This is a genomic window from Brevibacillus sp. YAE8, from assembly GCF_057543335.1.
The window spans coordinates 1-22425 of record NZ_BAAIYG010000006.1; the positions used below are offsets into that span (position 1 = coordinate 1).

Sequence of the window (22425 nt, forward strand, 5' to 3'; positions counted from 1 at the left end):
TACCGTTCCATTCCACTGTCCATGTAAGCCCACAACTCGCACAGCGCTGGCGATACACGGGAACGGATACCCAGACGGTCCCCCAAGCAGGAACGAAACGATGACGAAGAATACGCCGTCCAGGACGGGCATGGTTGGTACTGGCTCGGAGACAGATCGGACAAAGATAACAAGCAGAATTCGGTTCCAGAACAGCGATCCAATCCGTTTCCGTTGTTTTTTCCCAATGAGTGAGATGGAATGATGGAAGTCTGACAAAGTCTGTGCTAAAATCAAGGCACAACGCAGATTTCCTCCTTTTCAGTGGTTGTCTCGACAACTCCCACGATAGAGGAACATCTGCGTTTTTTCAATGTCTAGCACGGGTTATGGTGATGAATCTAATTTATTGGAGAAGGAGGGATTCAAGTGAAAAACCGTTTTTGGTTTTGGCTCTCTTTGCTTTGCGGCCTGCTCGCTTCTGCAGGCTCCCTTGTTCTGTGGTACGTTTTGCTTTCTGAAAAGTCCCCCAGTTCTGCGCTGACGTTTCTTTGCCTCGGGCTTCCGGCGTTGCTCGGCTTGGTTGCTTCCTTTGTTAAGCCGCCCGTCATTCTGCTTTCCTTTGTCGTCTCTTTGCCGCTTTGCCTGTACTTGTCCATGAATGCAGACAAATTTTTCTTTTTCCTCATTGCCTCCTTGCTGTATTTGCTGTCCGGCGTGTTGAAATGCAAGACGGCAAAAGCCAGTTGGCTACCCTGGTAACTGGCAGCTTTGCGCTTTGTGCTTTCCGCAAACAGCCTGTCACCTCGCCTTCATCCTTTGCCCCGCAAGAGCCGGGCGACCGCAAACAACGCCCGCTCCAACTCGTCGTCTGCCGCATACGCATACGACAAGCGCAGATGTTGGCTGTCCGTCTGGTCGTACACGAAACCGGGATTGAGAAGGACGCCATCTGCCAGCGCCTGCGTAAACAGCTTGCGCATCGACACGGGCTGGCGCAGACGCAGCCAGATGTAAAAGCCGCCCTGCGGCATCTGCCAGTCGGCCAAGTCGGAAAACCAACGTTCGAGAAGCTCGCCCATCCGCCCTCTTCTCTCCTTGAGCGCCGTGCGGATTCGTTCGAGGTGACGTTGATAGCGCCCGCTCGTCAGCCATTCTGTCGCCGCCCATTGCGAGAGGGCGCTGGACCCGTAGTCAATCTGCATTTTCACATCGGCCAGCCGTTCAATCACAGGCTGCGGCCCGACGATCCAGCCGATTCGCAGGCCCGGGCTAAGCGTTTTCGACAAGCTGCCAAGGTAGAGCACCAACCCGCTCTGATCGCTCGCCTTGAGCGGCGCTGGCCCCGGCTCGTCCAGCCACAGCTCGCCGTACACATCGTCCTCCAGGACAGGCAGCCGCTCCTGTTCGCATACGGCCATGAGCTGCCGCTTGCGCTGTTCGCTCATCAAAATCCCGGTCGGATTGTGAAAAGCCGGGATCGTATAGAGCAGCGCTCCGTTATGAAGCTGCTTCTGCCGGACGACAGAGGCAGGCGCTATCCCTTCCCCATCCATCGCTACGCCAGCCAGCCTCATCCCTGACGACTGGAATAACGGCAGCGAAAACAAGTACGAGGGCTGCTCCAGCAAAATCGTCGAGCCACGGTGCAAAATCCCGAGCGAGATCAACTGCAAAGCCTGCAACGCACCGGATACAACCAAAATGGACGCCGGGGAAGCTTCGACCCCTCGCGTGCGCAGGTGAGCGCTGATCGCCTCGCGCAGCGGCAAAAGCCCCTTCGGCTCGGAGTAGCCGAGCTGAATCATTTTTCCCCGCAGGTCGCCAAGCACTTCCTCCATCTCCGCCGTCGGGATCAGCGCGGGCGAAAGCTCTCCTGTACCCAGGCGGATGAAGCGCGGGTTTGGCTCATAACGGTTAATGTCCTGGATCGTCGGCGAATTGGGCAGGTGCGTGCCCGCCCGCACATAGCCCAGCCAATCCGGCGGCGGTGTGGTCGTCAACAGCGACCATGTGTTGTTGCAGATGACCGAACCGCTCCCGACCGTCGATTCGATCAGCCCTTCCGCTTTCAGCTCCTCCAATGCAGTCACAACCGTGCTGCGGTTCACCTCGAAGGCAGCAGCCAATGCGCGCTGTGTAGGCAGCTTGCTGTTGACCGGCCACTCCCCTCCGGCAATTTTTCCTTTGATGTACGCGACAATTTGCGCGTAAACAGGCATGTCACCGGATTTGTCCGGCTTCCAGTCAATCGTCAGCATCCGTTCCCCTCTCCTTTGCTCTATTGTACAAATTGGTTGGTCCAGGAGTAAACCAATTGGCTGGAGACATTCTGCCCTTCCTCATGAATAATGTCCATAGCGCCATTATTTTGTTTGCTTCTATCGTAAAAGGAGGAAGGAATTGTGCTGGAAGCCATTTTGCACGGGTTTGTGCTCGCCTTCGGGCTGATTTTGCCGCTGGGTGCGCAAAACGTGTTTGTATTCAACCAAGGGGCCGCACAGCCTACGCTGTGGAGAGCCGCTCCCGTCGTCCTGACGGCAGCCGCCTGTGATGCGCTCCTGATTTTGCTCGCCGTCCTCGGCGTTTCGCTAGTCGTCTTGACTGTTGCCTGGCTGAAAACCGTCTTGTACGTCATCGGGGTTTGTTTTTTGCTGTACATGGGCTACCTGACCTGGCGCAGCCGACCAAGCCTGGATAACGGGGAAAAAGCAAGCTTTTCCGCCAAAAAGCAGATGATGTTCGCCGCTTCCGTCTCTTTGCTCAATCCGCACGCGATCCTCGACACAATCGGGGTCATCGGGACCAGCTCGCTCAGCTATGTCGGTGCAGAAAAATGGGGCTTCACCATCGCCTGCATCCTCGTCTCCTGCCTCTGGTTTTTCGGCTTGTCCGTGGCAGGCAGAATCATGGGCAAGCTGGATCGGTCCGGGTCCTTGCTGCGCAGCCTCAACATCGTCTCTGCGCTCATCATGTGGGGCGTCGCCGCCTACATGGCAAGCCAGCTATATTTTGCCTAGCTCTGCGAAAAGTGCATAAATGCTCCCGCCTCCACTTAAAATATCCCTAGTCGGATTCCTATGTGGAGGTCTTTTTATGCTTTTTACCAAATCGGACGCCCTGCTGGATGAGTTATACGCCATCGCCAAAAACGTGTACGACTCGGCCATTTATTTCAATAAGTATAAAATCAAGTCGCTGGATACGCTAAAACGCTTTTCCGAGGAAATGAAAGAGTATGAGTCAAAAGGCGACAAACTGATTCACGAGATCATCGTCCGGATCAACAAAACGTTTATTTCCGCGATTGAACGCGAGGACGTGCTGAATCTGGCCGTCAAGCTGGATGATGTGCTGGACGGCCTGGAGGGGTGTGCCGCTCGCCTGTACATGTACGACATCATGGAGCCGGATGAGACGATGGTCAAATTCGGCCAACTGATTGAGGATGCGACCCAGCAAATTTTGTTCGCGATTGAACTGTTGCAAAAACAAAAGCTGCCCGGCATGAAGGAGTACATCATTCGCATCAACGATCTGGAAAGCGCCGGCGATGAGCTGGTGCGGGAAAGCATCCGGCGGCTTTTCAAGTCGACGAGCGATCCGATTCACATCATGCAATTCAAGGAAATTTACGATGTGCTTGAGGATGTCATGGATCATTGCGAGGACGTCGCCGATGCGATGGAGACGGTGATTATGAGCAATACATAAACGAAGGAGGCTCCCTTCCATGCACACTAGCCTGCCTCTTGTGATCGCTGTCATTGTTCTGGCCGTTTCCTTTGACTTCATCAACGGCTTTCACGATACAGCCAATGCCATCGCCACCACAGTCTCGACCAAAGCTTTGCCGCCGAAAACCGCCATCGCCCTGGCCGCGATCATGAACTTCGTCGGCGCGCTTGCTTTTACAGGAGTCGCCAAAACAATCGGGGGAAAGATTGCCGATCCCGCCAAGCTGGAATACGGCGTGCTGATCGTGCTGGCTGCCTTGGTCGCGGCGATTTTCTGGAATCTGGTCACCTGGTGGTACGGCATTCCGAGCAGTTCGTCCCATGCGCTCATCGGTTCCGTCGTAGGTGCCGTTTTCGCCTCGGCTGGCGTTTCGCAAATCAACTGGAACGGCTTTTTGGAAATTTTCGAGGCGCTGATTTTGTCGCCGATCATCGCGCTTGTGGCTGCTTTTCTGCTCATGAAGCTGGTCTACGCCCTGTTCCGCAGCATCCAGATACCGCCCGCCAAAGTAAACCGGGGCTTTCGCTACTTCCAGATTCTCACCGCCGCCCTGCAATCTTTTACCCACGGCACCAACGACGCGCAAAAAGCAATGGGGATCATCGTCTTCGCCCTGGTGGCTGCCGATTTGCATGCGGATACCGCGTCGATTCCGTTTTGGGTCCAGCTTATTTGCGCGATTTCCATGGGGCTGGGAACGTCTGTCGGCGGCTGGAAGATCATCAAGACGGTCGGCGGCAAAATTACGAAAATCGAGCCGATCAACGGCGCTACCGCTGATTTAAGCTCCTCCACGATCATTTTTACATTTACGCAGTTGGGGCTTCCAGTCAGCTCGACACACGTGATTTCCTCGGGGATTATGGGGGTCGGCGCAGCGAAACGGTTGAAGGGCGTCAATTGGGGCGTCGCCAAACGGATCATCATCACCTGGTTTATTACGCTGCCGATCTCCGCACTGATTTCAGCGGCGCTCTACTACATGCTGAGTTTGTTTTTTTGAGCGAAGGCGATTGTAACCCTCTCTGGTATATAATGGACGAAAACCTGAATACAGCGGAGGATTGTTCATGACCATTCGCACAGAAGAACCGCAAGACTACCATACGACCGAGCAGGTGGTGCAAGCAGCGTTTGCTGGCCAGCCTTTCAGCGATCAAACGGAGCATCTGCTCGTCAAGCGCCTGCGGGAATCAGCCGAGTTCGTGCCTGCGCTCTCGCTCGTTTTCGAAGAGAACGGCCGCATCGTCGGCCATCTGCTGCTGAGCAAAATCAAGATCGAGCACGATGGCGGCTCCTTTGACGAGGCGCTTGCTCTCGCCCCCGTCTCCGTACTCCCCTCTCATCAGGGAAAAGGCATCGGGGCGGCACTCATCAACCATTCGATCAATGCCGCCCGAGCGCTCGGCTACAAAGCGCTTGTCGTGCTCGGACATGAGCGCTACTATCCCAAATTCGGCTTCCGCCCCGCCTCTCATTGGGGCATCCGCGCTCCGTTCGAGATTCCCGACGAGCTGTTTATGGCGCTGGAGCTTGCGCCCGGCAGCCTGGACGGGGTTCATGGCACGGTGCGTTATTCGCCTGCTTTTTCTGGCTGAAAAAAGCGTACAAAAAAGCCTTTTCCCTTCATCGCAACTGCTTTGCGCAGAGCGTAGACGGGAAAAGGCTTTTCTACTTCACGGCCATGTCCCCTCGTCGCCGACCGTGTTTCATCTCCCGCTGGTATTGGGCGAAGAGGCGGTCGACCAGAGAAGATGCGCCTTTTGGCTTTGGCCTCCTACTGCTTTTCCTCCAGCGCCTTCACGCCTTCTTGCAAAAACCGGGCATCCTGCCATTTCTGCTGCACGTTTGCGCGCCATTTTTCCGTCGTCAAAAGCGCTGCCAGATCGTCCCCGAACAGTTGCTGAATCCGGGAGCGAGTGACAGTCAGCGTCCGGTCCAAAAACCGGTAGTCAATCGTCTGCAAATTGTCGATCAAGGCGAAGGCGGCGACCGAATTGTAGAGCAGCATCTGCCGGATCGCTTTTTCATCCTCGCGCAGCTCGTCGGATTCGTAATGAACTTCTATGGCAAATTCGTCGGAGCGCAACTGATACGACCGTTTCAAGTCTTTCAACGGCAGATGGTTGAACAGATTCAGGTTGGAAACATCGCCCATGTACTTGTTTTTGTACGGCAAAATCGTTTGCAGATCGTGCGTCAGCGGGCTTTGCTGGTCAGCGAGGTACTGCTCGGCAGCAAGCTCCTTTTTCGGGAGAATCCAGCCTTGAATGACAGCAAACAGGCCAATCCCGAGCAAGGCGAGCAACAAAATCAGCTTATTTTGCACGTCACTCCTCCTCTCTCGCTTCGCATTTCATGATCGCTTCTGGCAGCGCGTGCAGCAAAAGCGGCACGATGATCGACACGGCGGGCAGCACGTACTCTACCGCTACCGTGGCAAACTGGTAAGGCCCTGACAGGCTGACCGCTCTGGCGAACCATATATGGCTGGCAAAGTGAATCGCTGTCGTGTACGCGAAAGAAACCGCCATATACAGCGCCCACAGCGACCACCCGATTTTGCGCAACCGAAACGCCGTGCGCAAATTCAGCTCGCTCTTTTTTGCGGCAGCGGACAGGCGCTTGCTCCGGAGCAAGACGGCGTAGACGATTCCTTCGAGCAAACACAGTACCAACAAGCCGTGGTTTACCGAAATGCCCATCCCCCAAATGCGCAGCGGCATCGTCGCAATCCAGGCTACCAAAGTGTAGAGCAGGGCCCGCTGCAGCAGCTCTTGCCAAAAAGCAAGGACGTAGACCGACCGGCTTTCCCCGACGAGCGAATCGACCGAGGGAAGCTGGTCTGTCGCCTTTTTCACCGCCTGTTCCAGCGGCATCCCGTCTGCGACCAGATCCGCCACTCGCGCCTCCAGATTGCTCAGCACTTCCCACTTCAGCTCTTCGATTTGCCTGCTGCTTTTGTACTTGGCGAACAGCTTTTCCACATGGATTTGCAGACTATGCATTACGCTTCCTCCCGCCTTTCGATAAGCTGATCGATTAATTGCCTGGCAACCTTCCAGGACGCGAGCGCACTGGCATACGCCGCTCTTCCTGCCTCGGTCACCTGATAATATTTGCGCCTTCCGCCCTGGCTCTCATCGCCCCAGTACGACACGATCAGCTTTTGCGCCTCCAACCTTTTCAGGCTCGTGTACAAGGAAGGCTCTTTCAGCTCGTATTGTTCACCGCTGTTTTTGAAAATCGTTTTGATGATCTCGTAGCCGTAGCTGTCTTTTTCGCACAGCACCCGCAAAATGATCGCATCAATATGCCCGCGAATAATGTCGCTGCTGATGCTTTTGTCGCCCATCCGGTTCACCTCGCATGTACAGCATAACACATATTACTATGCATGACAAAGTAATGTGTATGAAGAAGTATGGCGCGCATGCTTGAGCGCCCGCCGCCGCCCAGGCGCACTGGACCGATAACGCCGGAAGCTGTGCTGCTGTGCCCGTGCGCAAAACAAAAAAGCCCTCTTTTGCAAGAGAGCTTTTGCCGTCTGTCTGCCTGTATGCTGCTATTCGATCGCCGCCAGCTCGCGTCCGAGGAATTTGGCTACTTCCAGCATGCCGTAAATTCCCGAAGCCGCTTCGGCGTCCGAGTTGTAGTTCGTATTCGTGTTGATGTCATAGGTGAAAATTTCCCCGTCGCGGTTGCGGATGAACTCGATGCCTGCGACCTGGATTTTGTTCGCCGCCAAAAAGCGCTCGTACTGCTGGATAATCGGATCAGCAAAGCCTTCGATCACCTGGAATTTCGGCTTCGCAGGCACTTCCTCGCCCACCGGGCAGAACAGGTCGCCGATCTGGCACGCATCTGCCGGGCACAGCTCGAAGCCTTCCGACGTATCGACCTTCACCGCATAGATGAAGCGGCCGCCCACGAACTCACAGCGCGTAATGCACGGCTCCGGCGCCTGGATGTACTCCTGGATCAGCGTAATGCCGTCTACCGGCTCGTCAAAATCCGGGCCGTTCACATAAGCCGCCAACGCTTCCTGCGAATGGAACAACTGTACGCCCAGACCTTTTCCTGCGCGGTTATGCTTGGTGATGAACGGCTGGCCTGCAAACGACTGCGCCGCATTTATCAGTTGCTTGCGCCCGACGGTGGCGATCGTCTTCGGCGTGCGAATCCCGAACCCGCCAAGCGCGAGGTATTGCGCCACCTTGCTCACTTCCAGCCGAAGCGCGCTCGTGCCGTTAAACACCTTGCGCCCGTGGCTTTCCAGCCAGTTCAGAACCGCTGCCGTCAGCTCCGGCGCATAGCGATGGTCGCGGGTGTGGGAGGAAGCGCTCATGCGGCTGTAAAAAACGCCATTCGGCGGCTCTGCCGTCAAATCGACAGCGCCCTCGTCCAGATGCCATTCCTCATACGGCAGTCCCAGCTCTTGCAAACGTTTGGTCAAATGCACGGTCCACTCGCTGTTTTCATGGATGACGTAAATCTTTTTCATCGAAAAATCTCCTCTTTTCTGTCAGACTGCCCGCTCATCGCTGTGACCGGAACGGATGGCTTACGAAAGGCTGTGGCTCGCTTCGCGCAAGCTCTCTACCAGCGGCATGACTTCTTTGGCAAACCGCTCCATTTCCTCCAGTTGCGGCGAAAATTGCAGCAGCAGAAGATCAATGCCCGCTTTTTCGTAGGCGAGAATCGTCTTGGCGATATGCTCCGGCGTGCCGACCAGATTCGGGCGCAAGCCGCGGTTGGAGACGGAATAGTCCCGCAATTGAATCTGCGTTTCCAACTGGGATTTATTGATAAAGTCCTGATAGCCTGCATAGCCGCTCGATTCTTTCACGTCGGTGATGCGCGCCAGCTCCTCCTGCGCCTCTTCCTCCGTCGCGCGGCAAATGACGTAGGCCGCCATGCCAAACGCTGCAAACGGCGCTTGTCCCGTCGCCTGGCGACGCTGTTTCATGTCGTTGATTTTTCGCTCGATTTCCTCTACGGTGCCGCCGTGCATGACATAAGCATCGCACGCTGCGGAAATCACCTGCTTGCCACGCTCGCTTTCCCCGCCCGCGTACAATACCGGATTCGGCTTTTGCACTGGTTTTGGCGCAAGTTTGGCTTCGCGAATTTGATAAAATTTTCCGTCGTAGCTGAACGTTTCCTGTGTCCACAACCCTTTTAAAACGTCCAAAAATTCCAACGTTCTCTCGTAGCGCTCGTCGTGCTCGGTAAAAATGCCGCCGTACTGCCGGGCTTCTTCCTCCCACCAGGCCGAGACGACGTTCAAGGTAAAGCGTCCGTTGCTGATGTGGTCGATGTTTGCCGCCATTTTTGCCGTAACGGCCGGGTTGTGAAAACCAGGGCGCACAGCGGTCATGATCTCGATTTTTTCCGTCACGGCTGCCAGTGCCGCTGCTGTCGACCACGCTTCGAGCGAGTCTTGTTCCGGACCTTTGATGTCGTTCAAGTACAGCTCGGCGATGAGCGTCGTATCGAATCCCCACTTCTCCGCTGACTGGATGACTTGTTTTGCGTAATCAAAGGTAGGCGGCATTTGTTCATCTTCCACATTGCGAAGCCAACCGCCAAAGATCGGGAGCCAAAAGCCGTATTTCATCGTTCTCTACTCCTTTGCACGTGCGGGAATCGTGTTGCGCACTATAAAAGCAAAGTAATCCTACTACAAAAGTAAGGATATTTCAATACGGAGAATTGGCAAAGTGAGCGCGTATTTGCCGCTTGGAAAATTCCTCCCCCGCCACGCCTTTTGTTGCACGCATGCCAACATGAAAAAACTCCCGCCAGGAGAAAATCTTCCAGCAAGAGTTCGGGAATGCCCATCGTCTGTCGATGAGGAAAAATGTGTTTACTGTTCACAGAGTGGGGACAGGATAATAGTAACTTCATCATGTTATTGCCGCAAAGGAGCTGATTTGCAAATGTCTCGTCAATGGTTCCGGCAGCTTCGCTATCCCCTCATCGCACTGGCCGTAACATTAACGCTGCTTTGGACGCATCATCACCAGCGCTTGCATACTTCCTACGCCGCCACTACGCGGTCGCACACCGTCACGATCTCCAGCGCCGGCTTTTTGCCCAACCAGCTATCGGCGCGGGCAGGCGAGCGCGTCTCGTTAATGATCGTCAACGCGGATACGCGCCCGCACAATCTCTCCATTCGCGATCTGAACCTGTCCTCGACAGAGCTGAAGCCGACGCAGTCTACGATGCTGCAGTTTTCTGCCGATAAAAAAGGGCGGTTTTTCTTTGTCTCGGACGCCCCCGGCTACCCGGAGAGCGGCTACCAAGGCATGCTTGTCATTGAGTAGCCTCGACTTTGTCGTCGGGAGCCGCTTGCTTCCACGGCCCATACGTAATCAAAACAAGCGGAATGATCCCGATTACCGTGATGATGCCAAAAAACAAATAGATGCCTAGCGTAGAATACGAATCTTTGATCCAGCCAGCCACGAGATTGCACAGCATCGTCCCCAGCCCGCCTCCTACCGAAAAGAAGATGGCCAGCGCCGTCACCTGCAGGGAGGCGGGCGTATTTTCGCGCACAAACTGGGCAGCCGTCGCCAAGTAAAAACCTACCGAGATGCCTTGAATGAAAAACATGGCGATAACGAACGTCGTGCTGGGTGCCGAGCTGTACCAGAGCCAGCGCGCCGCCCCGCACACAGCAGCGAGCAGCAGCGTCAGCTCCAGGCCCCACCTCCGCACGAAAACGCCTGCCAGCTTCATAAACGGCGCTTCACTGCCTGCAAACAGCAGAAAAGCCAGCCCCACTCCCGCCACCGTGCCGCCAATCTCCTGATAAAACAAGGAAAACCAGATGTTGTTCGCGTTCACCGCGCCAAGCACGCAAAAGGACGCCAGCAAAAACAGCAGGTAGCGCGGAAGCCGCAGCAAATCCCGCATGCCAGCCAGCATGCCGACGCGAAAGCGCGACGTCTCCTCGGACTCGTCCGGCACCCGCAGCAAAAACAGCATGGCGATCAACAGCGCGAGACAGTAGGAGTAAAACAGCACGGATGGCCCCCACTGTTCGACGAGAAGCCCTGTCACAAAGGCGGCGAGCGCAAAGCCAACCGCTCCCCACAGCCGGATGTCGCCGAATTGCAGGCCGTTTTTTTTCGCGTAGCCCAAAGCCAGACTGTCCGAAATCGGAATGACGGCGCTCTGAAAAAATGAGAGGATTAAATAGAGCAGGAAAACAAAGGCGAAGCTGGACACGCCGACGAAGAAAAGTCCGGCCAGTCCCGAAGCGACAAGCGTCAGAATCAAGACAGTTTTGCGAATTTGAAAGCGGTCACAAAACAGCCCCCACATCGGCTGGGCGACAATCGAAACGATGGGAGCGACTGCGCTAATCAAGCCGATCTGGGTGCCCGTGAGCGAAATCGAGTTGTAGTACTGCGTAATCAGCGGAGAAAACGCACCAAACCCGTAGTAAACAAAAAGATAAAGGGCGCAAAGACTGAAGTATCTTCCGCCAGCGCCCGAAAGTCCCATACCGGAATGTGATCCTGGCATATCGTTCTCCTATTTCACCCTCGGCAATATTTTCTCCATGTCGACGGTTCGTTTCTTCTCCCATGTAGCCGGGTTGAACTCATCGAATTGCTCCAGGAAGGTAATCACTTCTTTGGTCAAAGGAGTTGGCGTGGAAGCGCCCGACGTCACCGCGACGTTTTTCTTTCCGCGCAGCCACTCGATGTCAAGCTCGGACAAATCCGCAATCCGATAGGACGGCACATTCGCGATCTCTTCCGACACCTGCGCCAGACGGTTGGAGTTGTTGCTGCGCGGATCGCCCACGACAATACACAGGTCTGCCTCGCCCGCCTGCGTCGCGACTGCTTCCTGGCGCACTTGGGTAGCCAGGCAAATTTCGTTGTGCACCTCTACCCCAGGGAAACGGTGCAGGATGGCATCCATTAAATGTTTGACATCCCACTGGCTCATCGTAGTCTGGTTAGTGACAATCAGCTTGTCGGTCGGGACGTCGAGCGCGTCCAGCTCTTCCAGCTTTTGCACGAGATGCACGCGGTCCGGCGCGATGCCGACTGCCCCCTCCGGCTCCGGATGCCCTTTTTTCCCGATGTAGATCACATGGTAGCCATCCGCAATTTTTTCGCGGATCAGGTCGTGCGTCTTCGTCACGTCCGGGCAGGTCGCATCGACAACGGTCAAGCCTTTGTCCCGCGCTTTTTTCCGCACCTCCGGAGAGACGCCATGGGCGGTGAAGATGACGGTTCCTTCGTTCACCTGGTCCAAAAGCGCCAGCCGATCTTCTCCATCCAATGTCTTAATGCCTTGCTTTTCAAACGCCTCGACGACGTGGGCATTGTGTACGATCATGCCCAAAATGTGAATCGGGCGGGGAAGATCAAAGTTTTGCGCTGTACGCAGCGCCAAAACCATGGCATCGACAACACCGTAGCAATATCCGCGGGGGGAAATCTTGATGACTTCCATCTGTACCCCTCCTAAATTTCTAATGACGTTCGCCCACTATTATACCTTATTTGCCTGCTGCCCGCTTCTGTTCGTAAACCTTCAGATTATTGTAGACAACTTTCAGGAGCGGCGTGGACAAGCCTTTTTGTTCGGCGTGCTTCAACAGGTAGCCTTGCAGGTGGTCGGCTTCGACCGGGAGTCCTTTTTCCATGTCGCGCAGCATGGACGATTTCGCTTGCGGGCGCTGGTTTTGGAACGTTTCCATTTGCTTTTCCACGATATCCGGCTTGATCGGCGCTTCCAGTGCCTGCATGACGGACACGATCTCCTCCGCCAACTGTCTGGTCAGCTCCACGCCGTAGGCGGACTCGCGAATCGGACCGACAGCCGAGTTCATGAGCGTCGTAATTCCGGAGAACGTCGCGATGAACAAATATTTGTGCCAAGCTTCGCGCTGGATGTTGTTGCTCGCCCGCATCGTTCCATTGATTTTGGAAAAAGCTTGCTCCAGCCGCTCTACGCGCTCGCTTTTTCCGCCTTCCCACTCGCCGAACACCGCATCGTGAATCGGACTTGTCTGCACGACGTCGCCTTCTGCGTTTAACGTCGTTTCAATGAAACAAAGGCCGCCAAGCACCCGTTCGCGTCCAAAGCGATCCCGTAGCGGCTCCATGTGAGCCATCCCGTTCAACAGCGGAATCACGATCGTGTCGTCTCCGACATAAGGGGCAATCGCATCCATGCTCTCTGCGAGCGTGTACGCTTTGTTGGACAAAAGGACGACGTCGAACGGCCCTGCCACCTCGCCCGCCTGAATCATCTGCGGACGCTCCAGGTGCAGGTCGCCATGGATGCTCTGCACCCGCAAGCCTCGCTCCTGCAGTTGCTTGTATCTACGTTCAAGCACCAGAAACGTTACATCCACACCCGACTCTGCCAGTCGGCCGCCAAAATAACCTCCGATTCCTCCTGCCCCCAGTACCAGTACCTTCATCATGATCGCCTCCGCGTTTATTCATAATAGTTCGTCTATATTCTACAAAAACGGAACCAAATTCTAAACCCCGCAATATCATGTTAGAAAAACTAACATTTGGAGTAAGAAAACATCTTGACGAACATTGTCTGTTATAGCTATAATTCGAAATATAGAAATTCACGAAAACACGAACAATAAATACTCAAATACGAAAATATTTCGCGAATGGAGTGGGTTGTTTTGGATATGAAAACGGTCTTGTCCACCATTGATGCAGAAAAAGTGGAATATGTGGACTTCCGCATTGTCGATTTGCTTGGCCGCCAGCACCATGTTACGGTTCCTGCTTACGCAGTAGACGAAGGCACTTTCCGTAACGGCGTCGCCTTCGACGGCTCCAGCCTCATCGGCTACAAATCCATCGAAGAGAGCGACATGGTCGCGATGCCTGATCCTTCCTCCGCTTTCATCGATCCGTTTGTCGAAGCGAAAACGATGAACATCATCTGTAACATTGTCAATCCGGACAACACCACATACACCCGCGATCCACGCGGCATTGCCCTCAAAGCAGAGGCGTATCTGCAACAAACCGGACTGGCTACGGCCGCCTACTTCGGCCCGGAATCGGAATTTTTCCTGTTCGACAGCGTGCGCTACGACTCCGGCCCATCCGGTTCGTTCTTCCACATCGACTCGGAGGAAGCGTTCTGGAACACCGGAAAAGAAGGGCAAAACCTGGGCTACAAAGTGCGCAACAAAGGCGGCTACTTCCCGGTACAGCCAACTGACTCGCAAATGGACATCCGCAACGAAATGTGCACTCTGATGACCAAAGCCGGCCTGCATGTAGAGCGTCATCACCACGAAGTGGCGACCGCCGGCCAAGGCGAGATCAACTTCCGCTTCGACACGTTGACTCGCACGGCTGACAACCTGCTCTTGTTCAAATACATCGTGCGCAACGTAGCAGCGAAGCACGGCAAAACAGCGACCTTCATGCCCAAGCCAATCGTCGGCGACAACGGTTCCGGCATGCACGTCCACCAAAGCTTGTTCAACGGCGACACTCCGCTGTTCTACGAGCAAGGAGGCTACGCCAACCTGAGCGAGACAGCGCTCTACTACATCGGCGGCATTTTGCACCACGCCCCAGCCCTGATCGCGCTGACCAACCCGAGCACCAACTCGTTCAAGCGTCTGGTTCCTGGCTACGAAGCGCCTGTTAACCTGGTCTTCTCCAAAGGAAACCGCTCTGCCGCCGTACGGATTCCAGTCGCCGCTGTAACGCCAAAAGCGTCCCGGATCGAATTCCGCACGCCAGACTCCACCGCCAACCCATACCTGGCCTTCGCTGCCATGCTGATGGCTGGCCTGGACGGCATCAAGCGCAAGCTCGACCCGCGCGAACTCGGCTACGGCCCGCTGGATCGCAACATCTACGACCTGTCCGACGCAGAAAAGCATGAAATCAAGCGCGCTCCTGGCTCCCTGGAGGAAGCCTTGACTGCCCTCGAACAAGACCACGCTTTCCTGCTCGAAGGCGACGTCTTCAACAAGGAAGTCATCGAAAGCTGGATCGCCCTGAAGCGCGCGGATATTCAACAAGTAGAGCGCACGGTGAATCCGAAAGAGTTTGAGTTGTACTACGATCTGTAAGATTTGTTCATACAAAATAGCCCGTTAATTACGCTGGTTTTTCACCCTTGATTCCTCAAAATAGGGACACTTCGGTGATAATTTACACAAAAAGGCACAGGTTTTACCCATAAAACAACTTAGCCCTTCCCGTTTGGGAGGGGCTCTTTATATTGGCGGGAACAATTTCTCGTAGGTAGGTAATTAATAAGATTAGAAATTTCGTTTGTGACAGAGTATTGAAAATAGTTAATATAGCCATAATGTTTCTTTGCAAATAGCTTGCAACAAACCACGGTTACTTCTCCCCTTCTTCTATCAATTGCCCCTCTTTTGTAGCCTTTTCTACCTCAGACATTTTTGCCTCCACATCAATAATATCCTTATCATTCTCCGATACGTTGCCAAACCAATCCTCCAGCTTTTGAACGGCTTTGAGCCTGACTGTCTTGTCGATATTTAACGCCACTTGTCCAATGGCAAACATCAGTACAGCGAAGTCATCCGTGTATCCAGCAGCAGGAATAATGTCTGGCACCAGGTCTACAGGAAAAGCGAGGTAGCCGAGCGCTCCGTAGATGCGAGCTTTGGCCCATGCAGACACTTTTGGATTTTCCAGAGCGTAATAACCGAGAAGGGCGGTATATACGACTTTTTTTCCTGCTTTGGCAGCATGCTTTGAGAGCTTTTCCCAAAAGGATTGTTCAGAGTAGTGCTTTTCATAATCTTTCGGATCAAAGTTCACGCTAACCCCTCCATGCTTTCACTATCTGCTCTTTTTCTTTCACCTAAACAATCTCGTAAAACGTCCAAAAAGTAAAGTCTTCCCCCTTGCCTTCCCGCCAGCGTCATCGTTTAGCGTTGATGTCAGTCATTCCGACTCACATACGAAAGGGGATTTTGTCATGTCTGATTATTACGTCATGCCCATGTTTGTAAAAGTAGAGGTCAAAAGCGTTTGACGAAGTCATGGGAGCGATGCGCTAACGGAGGCCACACTTTCCTTTCGCTCCTATCCGAAACCAAGACATGAATACAGTCGTATATACAAAAAAAGGATTTTTTGGAGGGGAAAACCGGATGGAATTGCTTTTTGCTTTGTTCGAGTTGATTGGAAACGTCATAGGGATGCTGCTACTGAAGAACGAGCGAAGCAAAAGCTAGCTCCAGCAGGGACAACTGCGCCTTCCACGTTTTCCATGTGCGGAAAGCTGCTTCCACACAGAAGCAGCCTCCCCAAAATCATTCGACTGTCAGGTGGAGGAAACCAAATGAGCAAACTGGAAAAGGGAATTATTTATTTGTTCAGCTTTATTTTTTGCCCCGTCGGGTTGATTGTCTGGATCGTTTCCATGTTTAATCAAAACCAGCAATTCAAAAGCGTCGGGCGAGTCGCCTTATACGTCGCCGCTACTTCTTTTTGCCTCCAGCTTATCATCGGGGTTTTGAATTTTGTTTGGTACTCAAACATTAAAATTTATTGAGACGGACTATACCTTCCATGCATGCTGCTACAAACTTACTTATGGATTGACGCAGGCAAAAGATTAGAGCCGTTTCCCGATTAAAAAATCGTCACGGCTACGGATCGGGGCCGCCAAACGTTTCGACATAGCCGCTCCCCCCACATCTCCGCCACATAAAAAAACGGCGCCGACCATGCTGCTCGTTTAGTCGCGCGCCTATCCCCAGTTGAACTTATACTAGATGACATTATTCATATCGACGGAATGGCGGCTGGCTTTCACATCTAAATAATGGAAATGCTCCCACGCTTCAGGCAAACCCTTTTTTCCACTTCTCCATCAAATCCCGATACGTCTCGCCGTATTTAATAGCGTGCTCGATGTGCGAATAGTTCAACACCATATCGTCGCCCTTGCTCTCGCAGCAGGCGAAAAACAGGCTTTCCATCAGGTTGTGGTTTTCGATCGAGTTCGTAATATGAATGCAATCATCAAGAGCGTCACTTGCGTCGTGCTTGTAAAACAGAAACGTCCCTTCCTTGAACGGCCCTTTTTGCGTGGCGTCCTTCCAGATCAGCATGCCGAGCGTAATGAAATAGCCCTCCTGAAAGCGGATGACTCCCGTAATCACAGAATCAATCGTGGTGGGAATGATCGCGATCGAGCTGCTTAGCCGATGGACGTATTCATACAAGGCTTTGTTGGTTTCTTTCAAATCAAAGCTCGAAACATGAACGAGCTCTTTATCCCTTAACTTCTCGACAAGCTGTTGCACACAGAGCGTCTTGTTCAAAGCTGAAATCACAATCTCACCACTTCTCCCGTTTTAAGTAGGTCCCTTCTCTTTTATTCGCTAGAAAAAGACATATCCCTACAAAATTCGCCGACTTTCTCAACGACCCGCTCGGGAGCCTGTCTCCGTACAGGCAAATGCGGCCCCGTCAGCAAACGAACAGAACAAGCGGTTAGTAAGTCAACAGGATAACGGGGAGTAAAACGACAGGACAAGCAGTAAGCGTGACGGTCCCAGACGGCTGCGCATAAGATAAAAAGGGCGGATATCCCTACGGAAATGAGGCTGGAAAATGAAGCAGAACAATGGTTTTTCTGCGGAAGATCTGGCGTTGATGGCTGCCGTGCTGGTTCTGTTGGGCGATTTTTTGGCCTTTTTATCAATCCTGAAAGACCGGCAGGAAAAAGCAGAAAAGAAGGACAAGTAAGCATGCAAAACAAGCGTGTTTACATACGCACCTTTCGCTACAGAAAAAAGGAAAAGCCCTTCTCGTCTTGTGCAGGCCGAGAAGGGCTTTTGGCGCGGGCTACGACTTTCCTGTCAAATACTCGTCTTTCGCCTTTTTTTCCTGTTCTTCGTTGGTCATTTCTTTTTCCAGGACATTGAACATGAGCTGGTCTTTGACTTTGCCGGGGAATTCTTTTTGCTCCACGCCAGCAAGCCCTGAGCTCAAGGAATCGTGTTCCATCGCGATACCTCCAGAGGAATTTTGAGGTTAAGATGCCCCAAAAAAACAGCGGCCATGCACGGCGCTCGGAAACCACCCATACACGGCGTTCGCCACCAATCAGCGCAATCCCCGTTATCCGGCAGGCAGGAAAAGCCCCATTGAAGAGAATGAGACAGCGCCAAGCAAAAGCGGTCATCCAAAACGTCAAACCGACCACAGGCTCAGCAGCCGCCCCCCTTCCTTATGCCCAAAACCGCGCGACGTTTGGCACGCAAAAAAGCGGCCGCCGAGACGACCGCTTGCCTGTACCTTATCTACCGGACCATCACCTGTCCGGCCAGCCGTGTTTTTAATTCCTCCAGCGAACACGGAATCCGTTCGCCCGCCTCCCGCCTCCATTCAGGCGGCAACGCTTCCCACAGCTCGGCGATCAGCGGCATGCCCAAATGCAGGCTTTCCAGCATTTCTCTTCGCGCCAGCGCCTCCTGGGGCTCTCCGGCAAAAATCAGCCGGCCTTCATCCATGACGCAAATCCACTCCGCCCATTCGAAAGCGATGTCCATATCGTGGGTCGCCATCAGCACGGTCGTGCCGTTTTGGTGAATGGCATCCAGCTCGCGCAGCAAATTTTTGGTCTGGTAACGGTCGAGGTAGGCCGTAGGCTCATCCAACAGCAGCAGCTCCGGCGCAAGCACCATGACCCCGGCAAGGGCGAGACGCCGCTTTTGTCCCAGGCTGAGGTGGTGAATCGGAACGTCCGCCAGCTCTGTCATGCCAAACGCGTCCAGGACAGCCCGCACTTTCTCGCGGATTACGTCGGCGGGCAAGTTCCGGTTGCACAGCCCGTAGGAAATATCCTCGGCGACCGTGCTGGCGATCAACTGATGCTCCGGGTCCTGGAAGACCAGCCCGACTTTTTGCGTCATCTCTTGCAAGGCAGCGCGTTTGTAGCTGAGGGGCGTTCCTCGCCACAGCACTTGCCCTTGCTGCGGCTGGATGATGCCGTTCCCGTGCAAAAACAAGGTGGACTTGCCGCAGCCGTTTCGCCCGAGCAAGGCGCATTTTTTCCCCTCCGGAATGCCCAGGGACAACCCTTTCAGGACAGGGCCACGGCCGCCTGGATAGGCGTAGTGCAAATCAACAAATTCCAACAGCCATGATGTCAAAGCATTACCCTCCTGTCCACCACTCCAGCAAAATCAGCAAAATACAGCCTGCGATTGACTCTGCTTCATATCGGCCGGAGCGAGAATGAGTGTGCAAGGAAAGCACCTGCAGGCTTTCCCCGAAGCCTCTCGCTGCCATCCCTTTGTACAGCGCATCGTACTTGCGCATGGACCTGACGAACAACTGCGCGGCCAGTCCGCTCGCATCCCGCAGCATCGCCCGGAACCCGCGATGGCCTCCGCGCGCGCGCTGGGCAATCCACAGTTGATGAGAGACGCCGAGCAGCACGAAAATAAAACTGTACATAATCATGAGCAAATCCGTCACGATGACCGGAAGTTTCAGCTTGCGCAGCACTTGCAAAATCTCGGCAAACGGCACGGTAAACAAGACAAAAGCAAAGCAGGCGAGGCTGGCCATCGTCCGCCAAAAAAGCAGCCACACCTTGTCGAGCGCGCTTGCCGGAACGTAGACCAGATACGGCCCGATCTTCCACGCCGCAACTGCCTGGACGACCGCCCCTGCATCCGCTCTTACTGCTTCCAGCAACAGCGCCGGAAGCCCCAGGACAAAAAACGACAGGGACAAGATGAAAAATCCGAAATAGAAACGGACGGGAATACGGGCATACACCATTACCCATACTCCCATCCATAGACAAATCGCCATCTGCAACCATTCATGTCCCGTCAAAACGAGCAAAATCAGCACGCCCGCAAACAGGAGCTTGTGCTCAGGCGGCAAAAATCGCAGCCGGTTTTGATAGGAAAGCGAATCAAGCTGCTGCCAATTCATTTTTTATGCTTATCCAGCCGGCCCTTGTACAATCCCACGGCATAGCCGACAACGCCCGCCCCGAGCGCCGCTTGCACCGCGAACAGCAAGCTCTCTGTCTCGCCGCCTGGCGGTTCAAGCAGCGGCTCGAACCACGGCTCGTAAGCAGGGGCGATTTCCTTGATCGCTTCCTCAGCCGCTCCATCTGCTCCCCCAAACTCCGAATCCTGCACCAACAGCAACGGCACAACCGCCAGCAAGACTACGCCCAGGAGCAGCAGCCAGTTCATCCCTTTTTTCACAGCGATTCCTCCCGTTTCAGCAGGCGAAGTTGCGCCAGCTCTTTTGCATTGTAAGACTGCAGCCAGTTCCAGACGAGCACGGTCAAAAGCCCTTCGCTGATCGCCAACGGAACTTGGGTGATGGCAAAAATTCCTGCGAATTTCGCGAACGATGCCATAACGCCGCCGGATTCAGCCGGGAAAGCCAAAGCCAACTGCACGGAGGTCACGACATAAGTAGCCAAGTCTGCGAGCGCAGCAGCAGCGAATACGGCCAAACGCTGTCCGCCGTTTCCGCGCACGATCAGGCGATAGACGCCGTAAGCTACCATCGGCCCTACTACTGCCATGGACACCGCATTGGCTCCAAGCGTCGTCAGCCCTCCATGCGCCAAAAGCAGCGCCTGGAACAGCAGCACCAGGCTGCCGAGCACGGACATGACCCACGGGCCAAACATGATCGCGCCAAGCCCGGTTCCCGTCGGGTGCGAGCTGCTGCCCGTCACCGAAGGAATTTTCAGCGCGGACAACACAAAGGCAAACGCGCCGGATACGCCGATCAGCAGCTTCATTTGCGGATGCTCCTTGACGATTTTGTTCAAGGAACGAATGCCGAGAATAAAAAATGGAATAAATACTACCCACCAAAACAGCGCCCAGCCCAGCGGCAAATACCCTTCCATGATGTGCATCGCGTGGGACGTCTGCGGTTCATTTACGAGAAAATAAAGGACAAAGCCTGCAATCAACAGACAGGTCGAAACGAAACGGGATCGATTCAAGACATTTCCTCCTCCTTTGCTGTTCTTTCTTTTTTCACCAACAAAAAAACCTCATCCGCTAGCAGACGAGGTATGCGCACAAAAACAACAGACCGTTGGCACAGTCCTATTGCTTCGTATTCACCGCTCCTTTCCGCGAAGGTATTCCTGGGTGTGGCAAGTAGGTAGGTCTCCTGGCTTTCAGCTCATCGCGCTCTTTGTCCTTCCCCATATGAATATGAGTGGCTCTATCTCAAAGAGAACTCCCTGATTACAGTGGCGGGACCGCTCGGGACTTTCACCCGATTCCCTGTTACCCTTTATGCGGCTTGCACATAAAGGCACCTATCGCCGACGATATGCAATTGTTAGATAGTTCTTGCTTGTCCCACATTATTATACAGAATCAAGGGAAAAAGCGGAAGAATATAATCAGCGGAGTATAACTGCGTAAAAAAACCGATGCCCCGCCATTCCGGGAGTCATCGGTCTTTGTTGCATCCGCTTCTTTTTTATGCTTACGACCTGGCGTCCACGCCGACCGCTTCGCTGATGTGGGAAAAGCCGTCGCGCTTCAACAGTTGCAAAAGCTTTTTGTTGATTTGCTTGGAGATGCCCGGGCCTTGATAAATCATTCCGGTGTACACTTGCACGAGACTTGCGCCCGCCCGGATTTTCGCGTACGCATCTTCCCCCGTGAAAATGCCCCCTACGCCAATGATCGGCACCTTGTCGCCCACTTCCTGGTAAATTTCTTTTACCCAGGCAGTCGAACGCTCTGTCAGCGGTTTTCCGCTCAGTCCTCCCGCTTCCTCGGCATAGTGATGCCCTTGAACGGCTTCACGCGACAAGGTCGTATTGGTGGCAATAATGCCGGAAATGCCCTCTTCCACCGCTCCTTGCACGACATCGCGCATGTGCTCGTCGGACATGTCGGGGGCTACTTTGAGCAGAATCGGCTTTTTCTGAATGCCGCGCACTTCCATTTCCGCCGCTTTTTCGCGCACCGCCCGCACCAGCAGCCGCATGCTCTCGGTTTCCTGCAAATCGCGAAGATTGGGCGTATTCGGAGAGCTGATATTAATGACGAAATAATGGCCGTACGAATAGAGCATGTCCAGGCATTTGATATAGTCAGAAGCCGCTTCCTCATTGGGAGTGACTTTGTTTTTGCCAATGTTGATCCCGATCGGAACATCGGAATACGCGTAATCAACCAGATGCTGCGAAGCCAAATAAGCACCGTGGTTGTTGAAGCCCATCCGGTTGATGATCGCCTCGTGCTCAGGCAGGCGAAACAGGCGCGGCCGCGGATTGCCCGGCTGTCCTTGCGGGGTCAATGTCCCGACTTCCACGAACCCGAACCCGAGCGCACCCAGTGCATGATACACTTCGGCATTTTTGTCAAAACCGGCGGCGAGCCCTACCGGATTGGGAAACGTCATTCCCCACAGCTTTGTGGCAAGACGCTCGTCCTTCACCTGAAACATCATTCGCAGCAAGCTTTTTCCCGGAGCAGAATCTTCCACCAGCTTCAGGGCACCAACCGTTCTTTCATGAATCTCTTCCGTATCCATCTGGAACAGATATTTTCTAATGAGCTTATACATCCCGGCTGCACTCCTTACTCCATTTTTACCTCATTGTAGAATACCACACTTTATTTATCGTGGGCTAACCTTTATACGCGATACATATTTCCAGCCGGGC

25 protein-coding genes and 1 riboswitch are annotated in these 22425 nt (G+C 53.9%); of the genes, 8 read left to right on the forward strand and 17 right to left on the reverse strand.

Annotated elements, in window-relative coordinates; translation table 11 throughout:
• The first annotated feature begins 408 nt into the window (after window positions 1-408).
• Entirely contained in the window at window positions 409-741 is a 333-nt protein-coding gene (locus AC27IT_RS11265) for a hypothetical protein (RefSeq protein ID WP_327920559.1), read from the forward strand.
• Window positions 742-791: 50 nt separating this feature from the next.
• On the opposite strand, the gene AC27IT_RS11270 is transcribed toward AC27IT_RS11265, so the two are convergent.
• Complete coding sequence (locus tag AC27IT_RS11270; RefSeq protein ID WP_431809685.1) at window positions 792-2240, reverse strand: aminotransferase-like domain-containing protein; 1449 nt, start codon at window positions 2238-2240, stop codon at window positions 792-794.
• A gap of 144 nt (window positions 2241-2384) precedes the next feature.
• On the opposite strand from AC27IT_RS11270, the gene AC27IT_RS11275 reads away from it, so the two are divergent.
• The 4 genes from AC27IT_RS11275 (at window position 2385) to AC27IT_RS11290 (ending at window position 5315) form a co-directional block, all read left to right on the forward strand.
• The gene (locus AC27IT_RS11275) at window positions 2385-2999 is read left to right on the forward strand and encodes a LysE/ArgO family amino acid transporter (RefSeq protein WP_026556993.1); all 615 of its coding nucleotides are present in this window, start codon (window positions 2385-2387) and stop codon (window positions 2997-2999) included.
• Window positions 3000-3075: 76 nt separating this feature from the next.
• Window positions 3076-3693, forward strand: coding sequence for a DUF47 domain-containing protein (locus AC27IT_RS11280; RefSeq protein WP_005833675.1), 618 nt, complete (start codon window positions 3076-3078; stop codon window positions 3691-3693).
• A 19-nt stretch (window positions 3694-3712) separates the two neighbouring features.
• A complete protein-coding gene (locus tag AC27IT_RS11285; RefSeq protein WP_005833676.1) occupies window positions 3713-4720 on the forward strand; it encodes an inorganic phosphate transporter in 1008 nt (335 codons plus the stop codon).
• A 67-nt stretch (window positions 4721-4787) separates the two neighbouring features.
• Window positions 4788-5315 (forward strand): GNAT family N-acetyltransferase, encoded by a 528-nt coding sequence (locus AC27IT_RS11290; protein ID WP_221842275.1) that lies wholly within the window; start codon window positions 4788-4790, stop codon window positions 5313-5315.
• 179 nt (window positions 5316-5494) lie between these two features.
• On the opposite strand, the gene AC27IT_RS11295 is transcribed toward AC27IT_RS11290, so the two are convergent.
• The 5 genes from AC27IT_RS11295 to AC27IT_RS11315 form a co-directional block, all read right to left on the reverse strand.
• Window positions 5495-6046, reverse strand: a complete 552-nt coding sequence (locus AC27IT_RS11295) for a DUF4825 domain-containing protein (protein WP_283858236.1) — start codon at window positions 6044-6046, stop codon at window positions 5495-5497.
• Between the two features lies 1 nt (window position 6047).
• Entirely contained in the window at window positions 6048-6725 is a 678-nt protein-coding gene (locus AC27IT_RS11300) for a permease prefix domain 1-containing protein (RefSeq protein ID WP_025846277.1), read from the reverse strand.
• Window positions 6725-7072, reverse strand: a complete 348-nt coding sequence (locus AC27IT_RS11305) for a PadR family transcriptional regulator (RefSeq protein WP_005833681.1) — start codon at window positions 7070-7072, stop codon at window positions 6725-6727. The genes AC27IT_RS11300 and AC27IT_RS11305 overlap by 1 nt, the downstream gene beginning before the upstream one ends.
• A gap of 210 nt (window positions 7073-7282) precedes the next feature.
• Entirely contained in the window at window positions 7283-8221 is a 939-nt protein-coding gene (locus tag AC27IT_RS11310; protein WP_221842271.1) for an ATP-grasp domain-containing protein, read from the reverse strand.
• 60 nt (window positions 8222-8281) lie between these two features.
• A complete protein-coding gene (locus tag AC27IT_RS11315) occupies window positions 8282-9337 on the reverse strand; it encodes an LLM class flavin-dependent oxidoreductase (RefSeq protein WP_487091797.1) in 1056 nt (351 codons plus the stop codon).
• 322 nt (window positions 9338-9659) lie between these two features.
• Here AC27IT_RS11315 and AC27IT_RS11320 point away from each other — a divergent pair, with 322 nt between their 5' ends.
• Window positions 9660-10049 (forward strand): cupredoxin domain-containing protein, encoded by a 390-nt coding sequence (locus AC27IT_RS11320; RefSeq protein WP_487091798.1) that lies wholly within the window; start codon window positions 9660-9662, stop codon window positions 10047-10049.
• Here AC27IT_RS11320 and AC27IT_RS11325 read toward each other — a convergent pair.
• Genes AC27IT_RS11325 through AC27IT_RS11335 form a run of 3 tightly spaced genes read right to left on the reverse strand, consistent with a single transcriptional unit; the run spans window position 10039 to window position 13180 of the window.
• Entirely contained in the window at window positions 10039-11259 is a 1221-nt protein-coding gene (locus AC27IT_RS11325) for an MFS transporter (RefSeq protein WP_025846280.1), read from the reverse strand. The genes AC27IT_RS11320 and AC27IT_RS11325 overlap by 11 nt on opposite strands.
• Window positions 11260-11268: 9 nt before the next feature.
• Window positions 11269-12204, reverse strand: coding sequence for a 4-hydroxy-3-methylbut-2-enyl diphosphate reductase (locus AC27IT_RS11330; protein ID WP_005835719.1), 936 nt, complete (start codon window positions 12202-12204; stop codon window positions 11269-11271).
• A gap of 46 nt (window positions 12205-12250) precedes the next feature.
• The gene (locus tag AC27IT_RS11335; protein ID WP_487091799.1) at window positions 12251-13180 is read right to left on the reverse strand and encodes a ketopantoate reductase family protein; all 930 of its coding nucleotides are present in this window, start codon (window positions 13178-13180) and stop codon (window positions 12251-12253) included.
• Window positions 13181-13405: 225 nt separating this feature from the next.
• Between AC27IT_RS11335 and glnA the strand changes: the two genes are divergently transcribed.
• Complete coding sequence (gene glnA, locus AC27IT_RS11340) at window positions 13406-14824, forward strand: type I glutamate--ammonia ligase (RefSeq protein WP_005835723.1); 1419 nt, start codon at window positions 13406-13408, stop codon at window positions 14822-14824.
• A gap of 277 nt (window positions 14825-15101) precedes the next feature.
• On the opposite strand, the gene AC27IT_RS11345 is transcribed toward glnA, so the two are convergent.
• Both AC27IT_RS11345 and AC27IT_RS11350 read right to left on the reverse strand, forming a co-directional pair.
• Entirely contained in the window at window positions 15102-15548 is a 447-nt protein-coding gene (locus tag AC27IT_RS11345) for a YkvA family protein (RefSeq protein ID WP_487091800.1), read from the reverse strand.
• A 1031-nt stretch (window positions 15549-16579) separates the two neighbouring features.
• Window positions 16580-17074, reverse strand: coding sequence for a hypothetical protein (locus AC27IT_RS11350; protein WP_005835726.1), 495 nt, complete (start codon window positions 17072-17074; stop codon window positions 16580-16582).
• 280 nt (window positions 17075-17354) lie between these two features.
• Here AC27IT_RS11350 and AC27IT_RS11355 point away from each other — a divergent pair, with 280 nt between their 5' ends.
• Window positions 17355-17489, forward strand: a complete 135-nt coding sequence (locus tag AC27IT_RS11355) for a hypothetical protein (protein ID WP_007785753.1) — start codon at window positions 17355-17357, stop codon at window positions 17487-17489.
• A gap of 99 nt (window positions 17490-17588) precedes the next feature.
• On the opposite strand, the gene AC27IT_RS11360 is transcribed toward AC27IT_RS11355, so the two are convergent.
• The 6 genes from AC27IT_RS11360 to AC27IT_RS11385 form a co-directional block, all read right to left on the reverse strand.
• Complete coding sequence (locus AC27IT_RS11360) at window positions 17589-17750, reverse strand: hypothetical protein (protein ID WP_005835728.1); 162 nt, start codon at window positions 17748-17750, stop codon at window positions 17589-17591.
• A gap of 296 nt (window positions 17751-18046) precedes the next feature.
• Entirely contained in the window at window positions 18047-18898 is an 852-nt protein-coding gene (locus tag AC27IT_RS11365; RefSeq protein WP_007785755.1) for an energy-coupling factor ABC transporter ATP-binding protein, read from the reverse strand.
• Between the two features lie 4 nt (window positions 18899-18902).
• Entirely contained in the window at window positions 18903-19694 is a 792-nt protein-coding gene (gene cbiQ / locus AC27IT_RS11370; protein ID WP_487091801.1) for a cobalt ECF transporter T component CbiQ, read from the reverse strand.
• Complete coding sequence (locus AC27IT_RS11375) at window positions 19691-19975, reverse strand: energy-coupling factor ABC transporter substrate-binding protein (protein WP_005835876.1); 285 nt, start codon at window positions 19973-19975, stop codon at window positions 19691-19693. The genes cbiQ and AC27IT_RS11375 overlap by 4 nt, the downstream gene beginning before the upstream one ends.
• Complete coding sequence (locus tag AC27IT_RS11380) at window positions 19972-20736, reverse strand: energy-coupling factor ABC transporter permease (RefSeq protein ID WP_283858244.1); 765 nt, start codon at window positions 20734-20736, stop codon at window positions 19972-19974. The genes AC27IT_RS11375 and AC27IT_RS11380 overlap by 4 nt, the downstream gene beginning before the upstream one ends.
• A 146-nt stretch (window positions 20737-20882) precedes the next feature.
• Window positions 20883-21079: riboswitch (cobalamin riboswitch) on the reverse strand.
• A 154-nt stretch (window positions 21080-21233) separates the two neighbouring features.
• Complete coding sequence (locus tag AC27IT_RS11385; protein ID WP_007785759.1) at window positions 21234-22325, reverse strand: quinone-dependent dihydroorotate dehydrogenase; 1092 nt, start codon at window positions 22323-22325, stop codon at window positions 21234-21236.
• Window positions 22326-22425 lie beyond the last annotated feature (100 nt).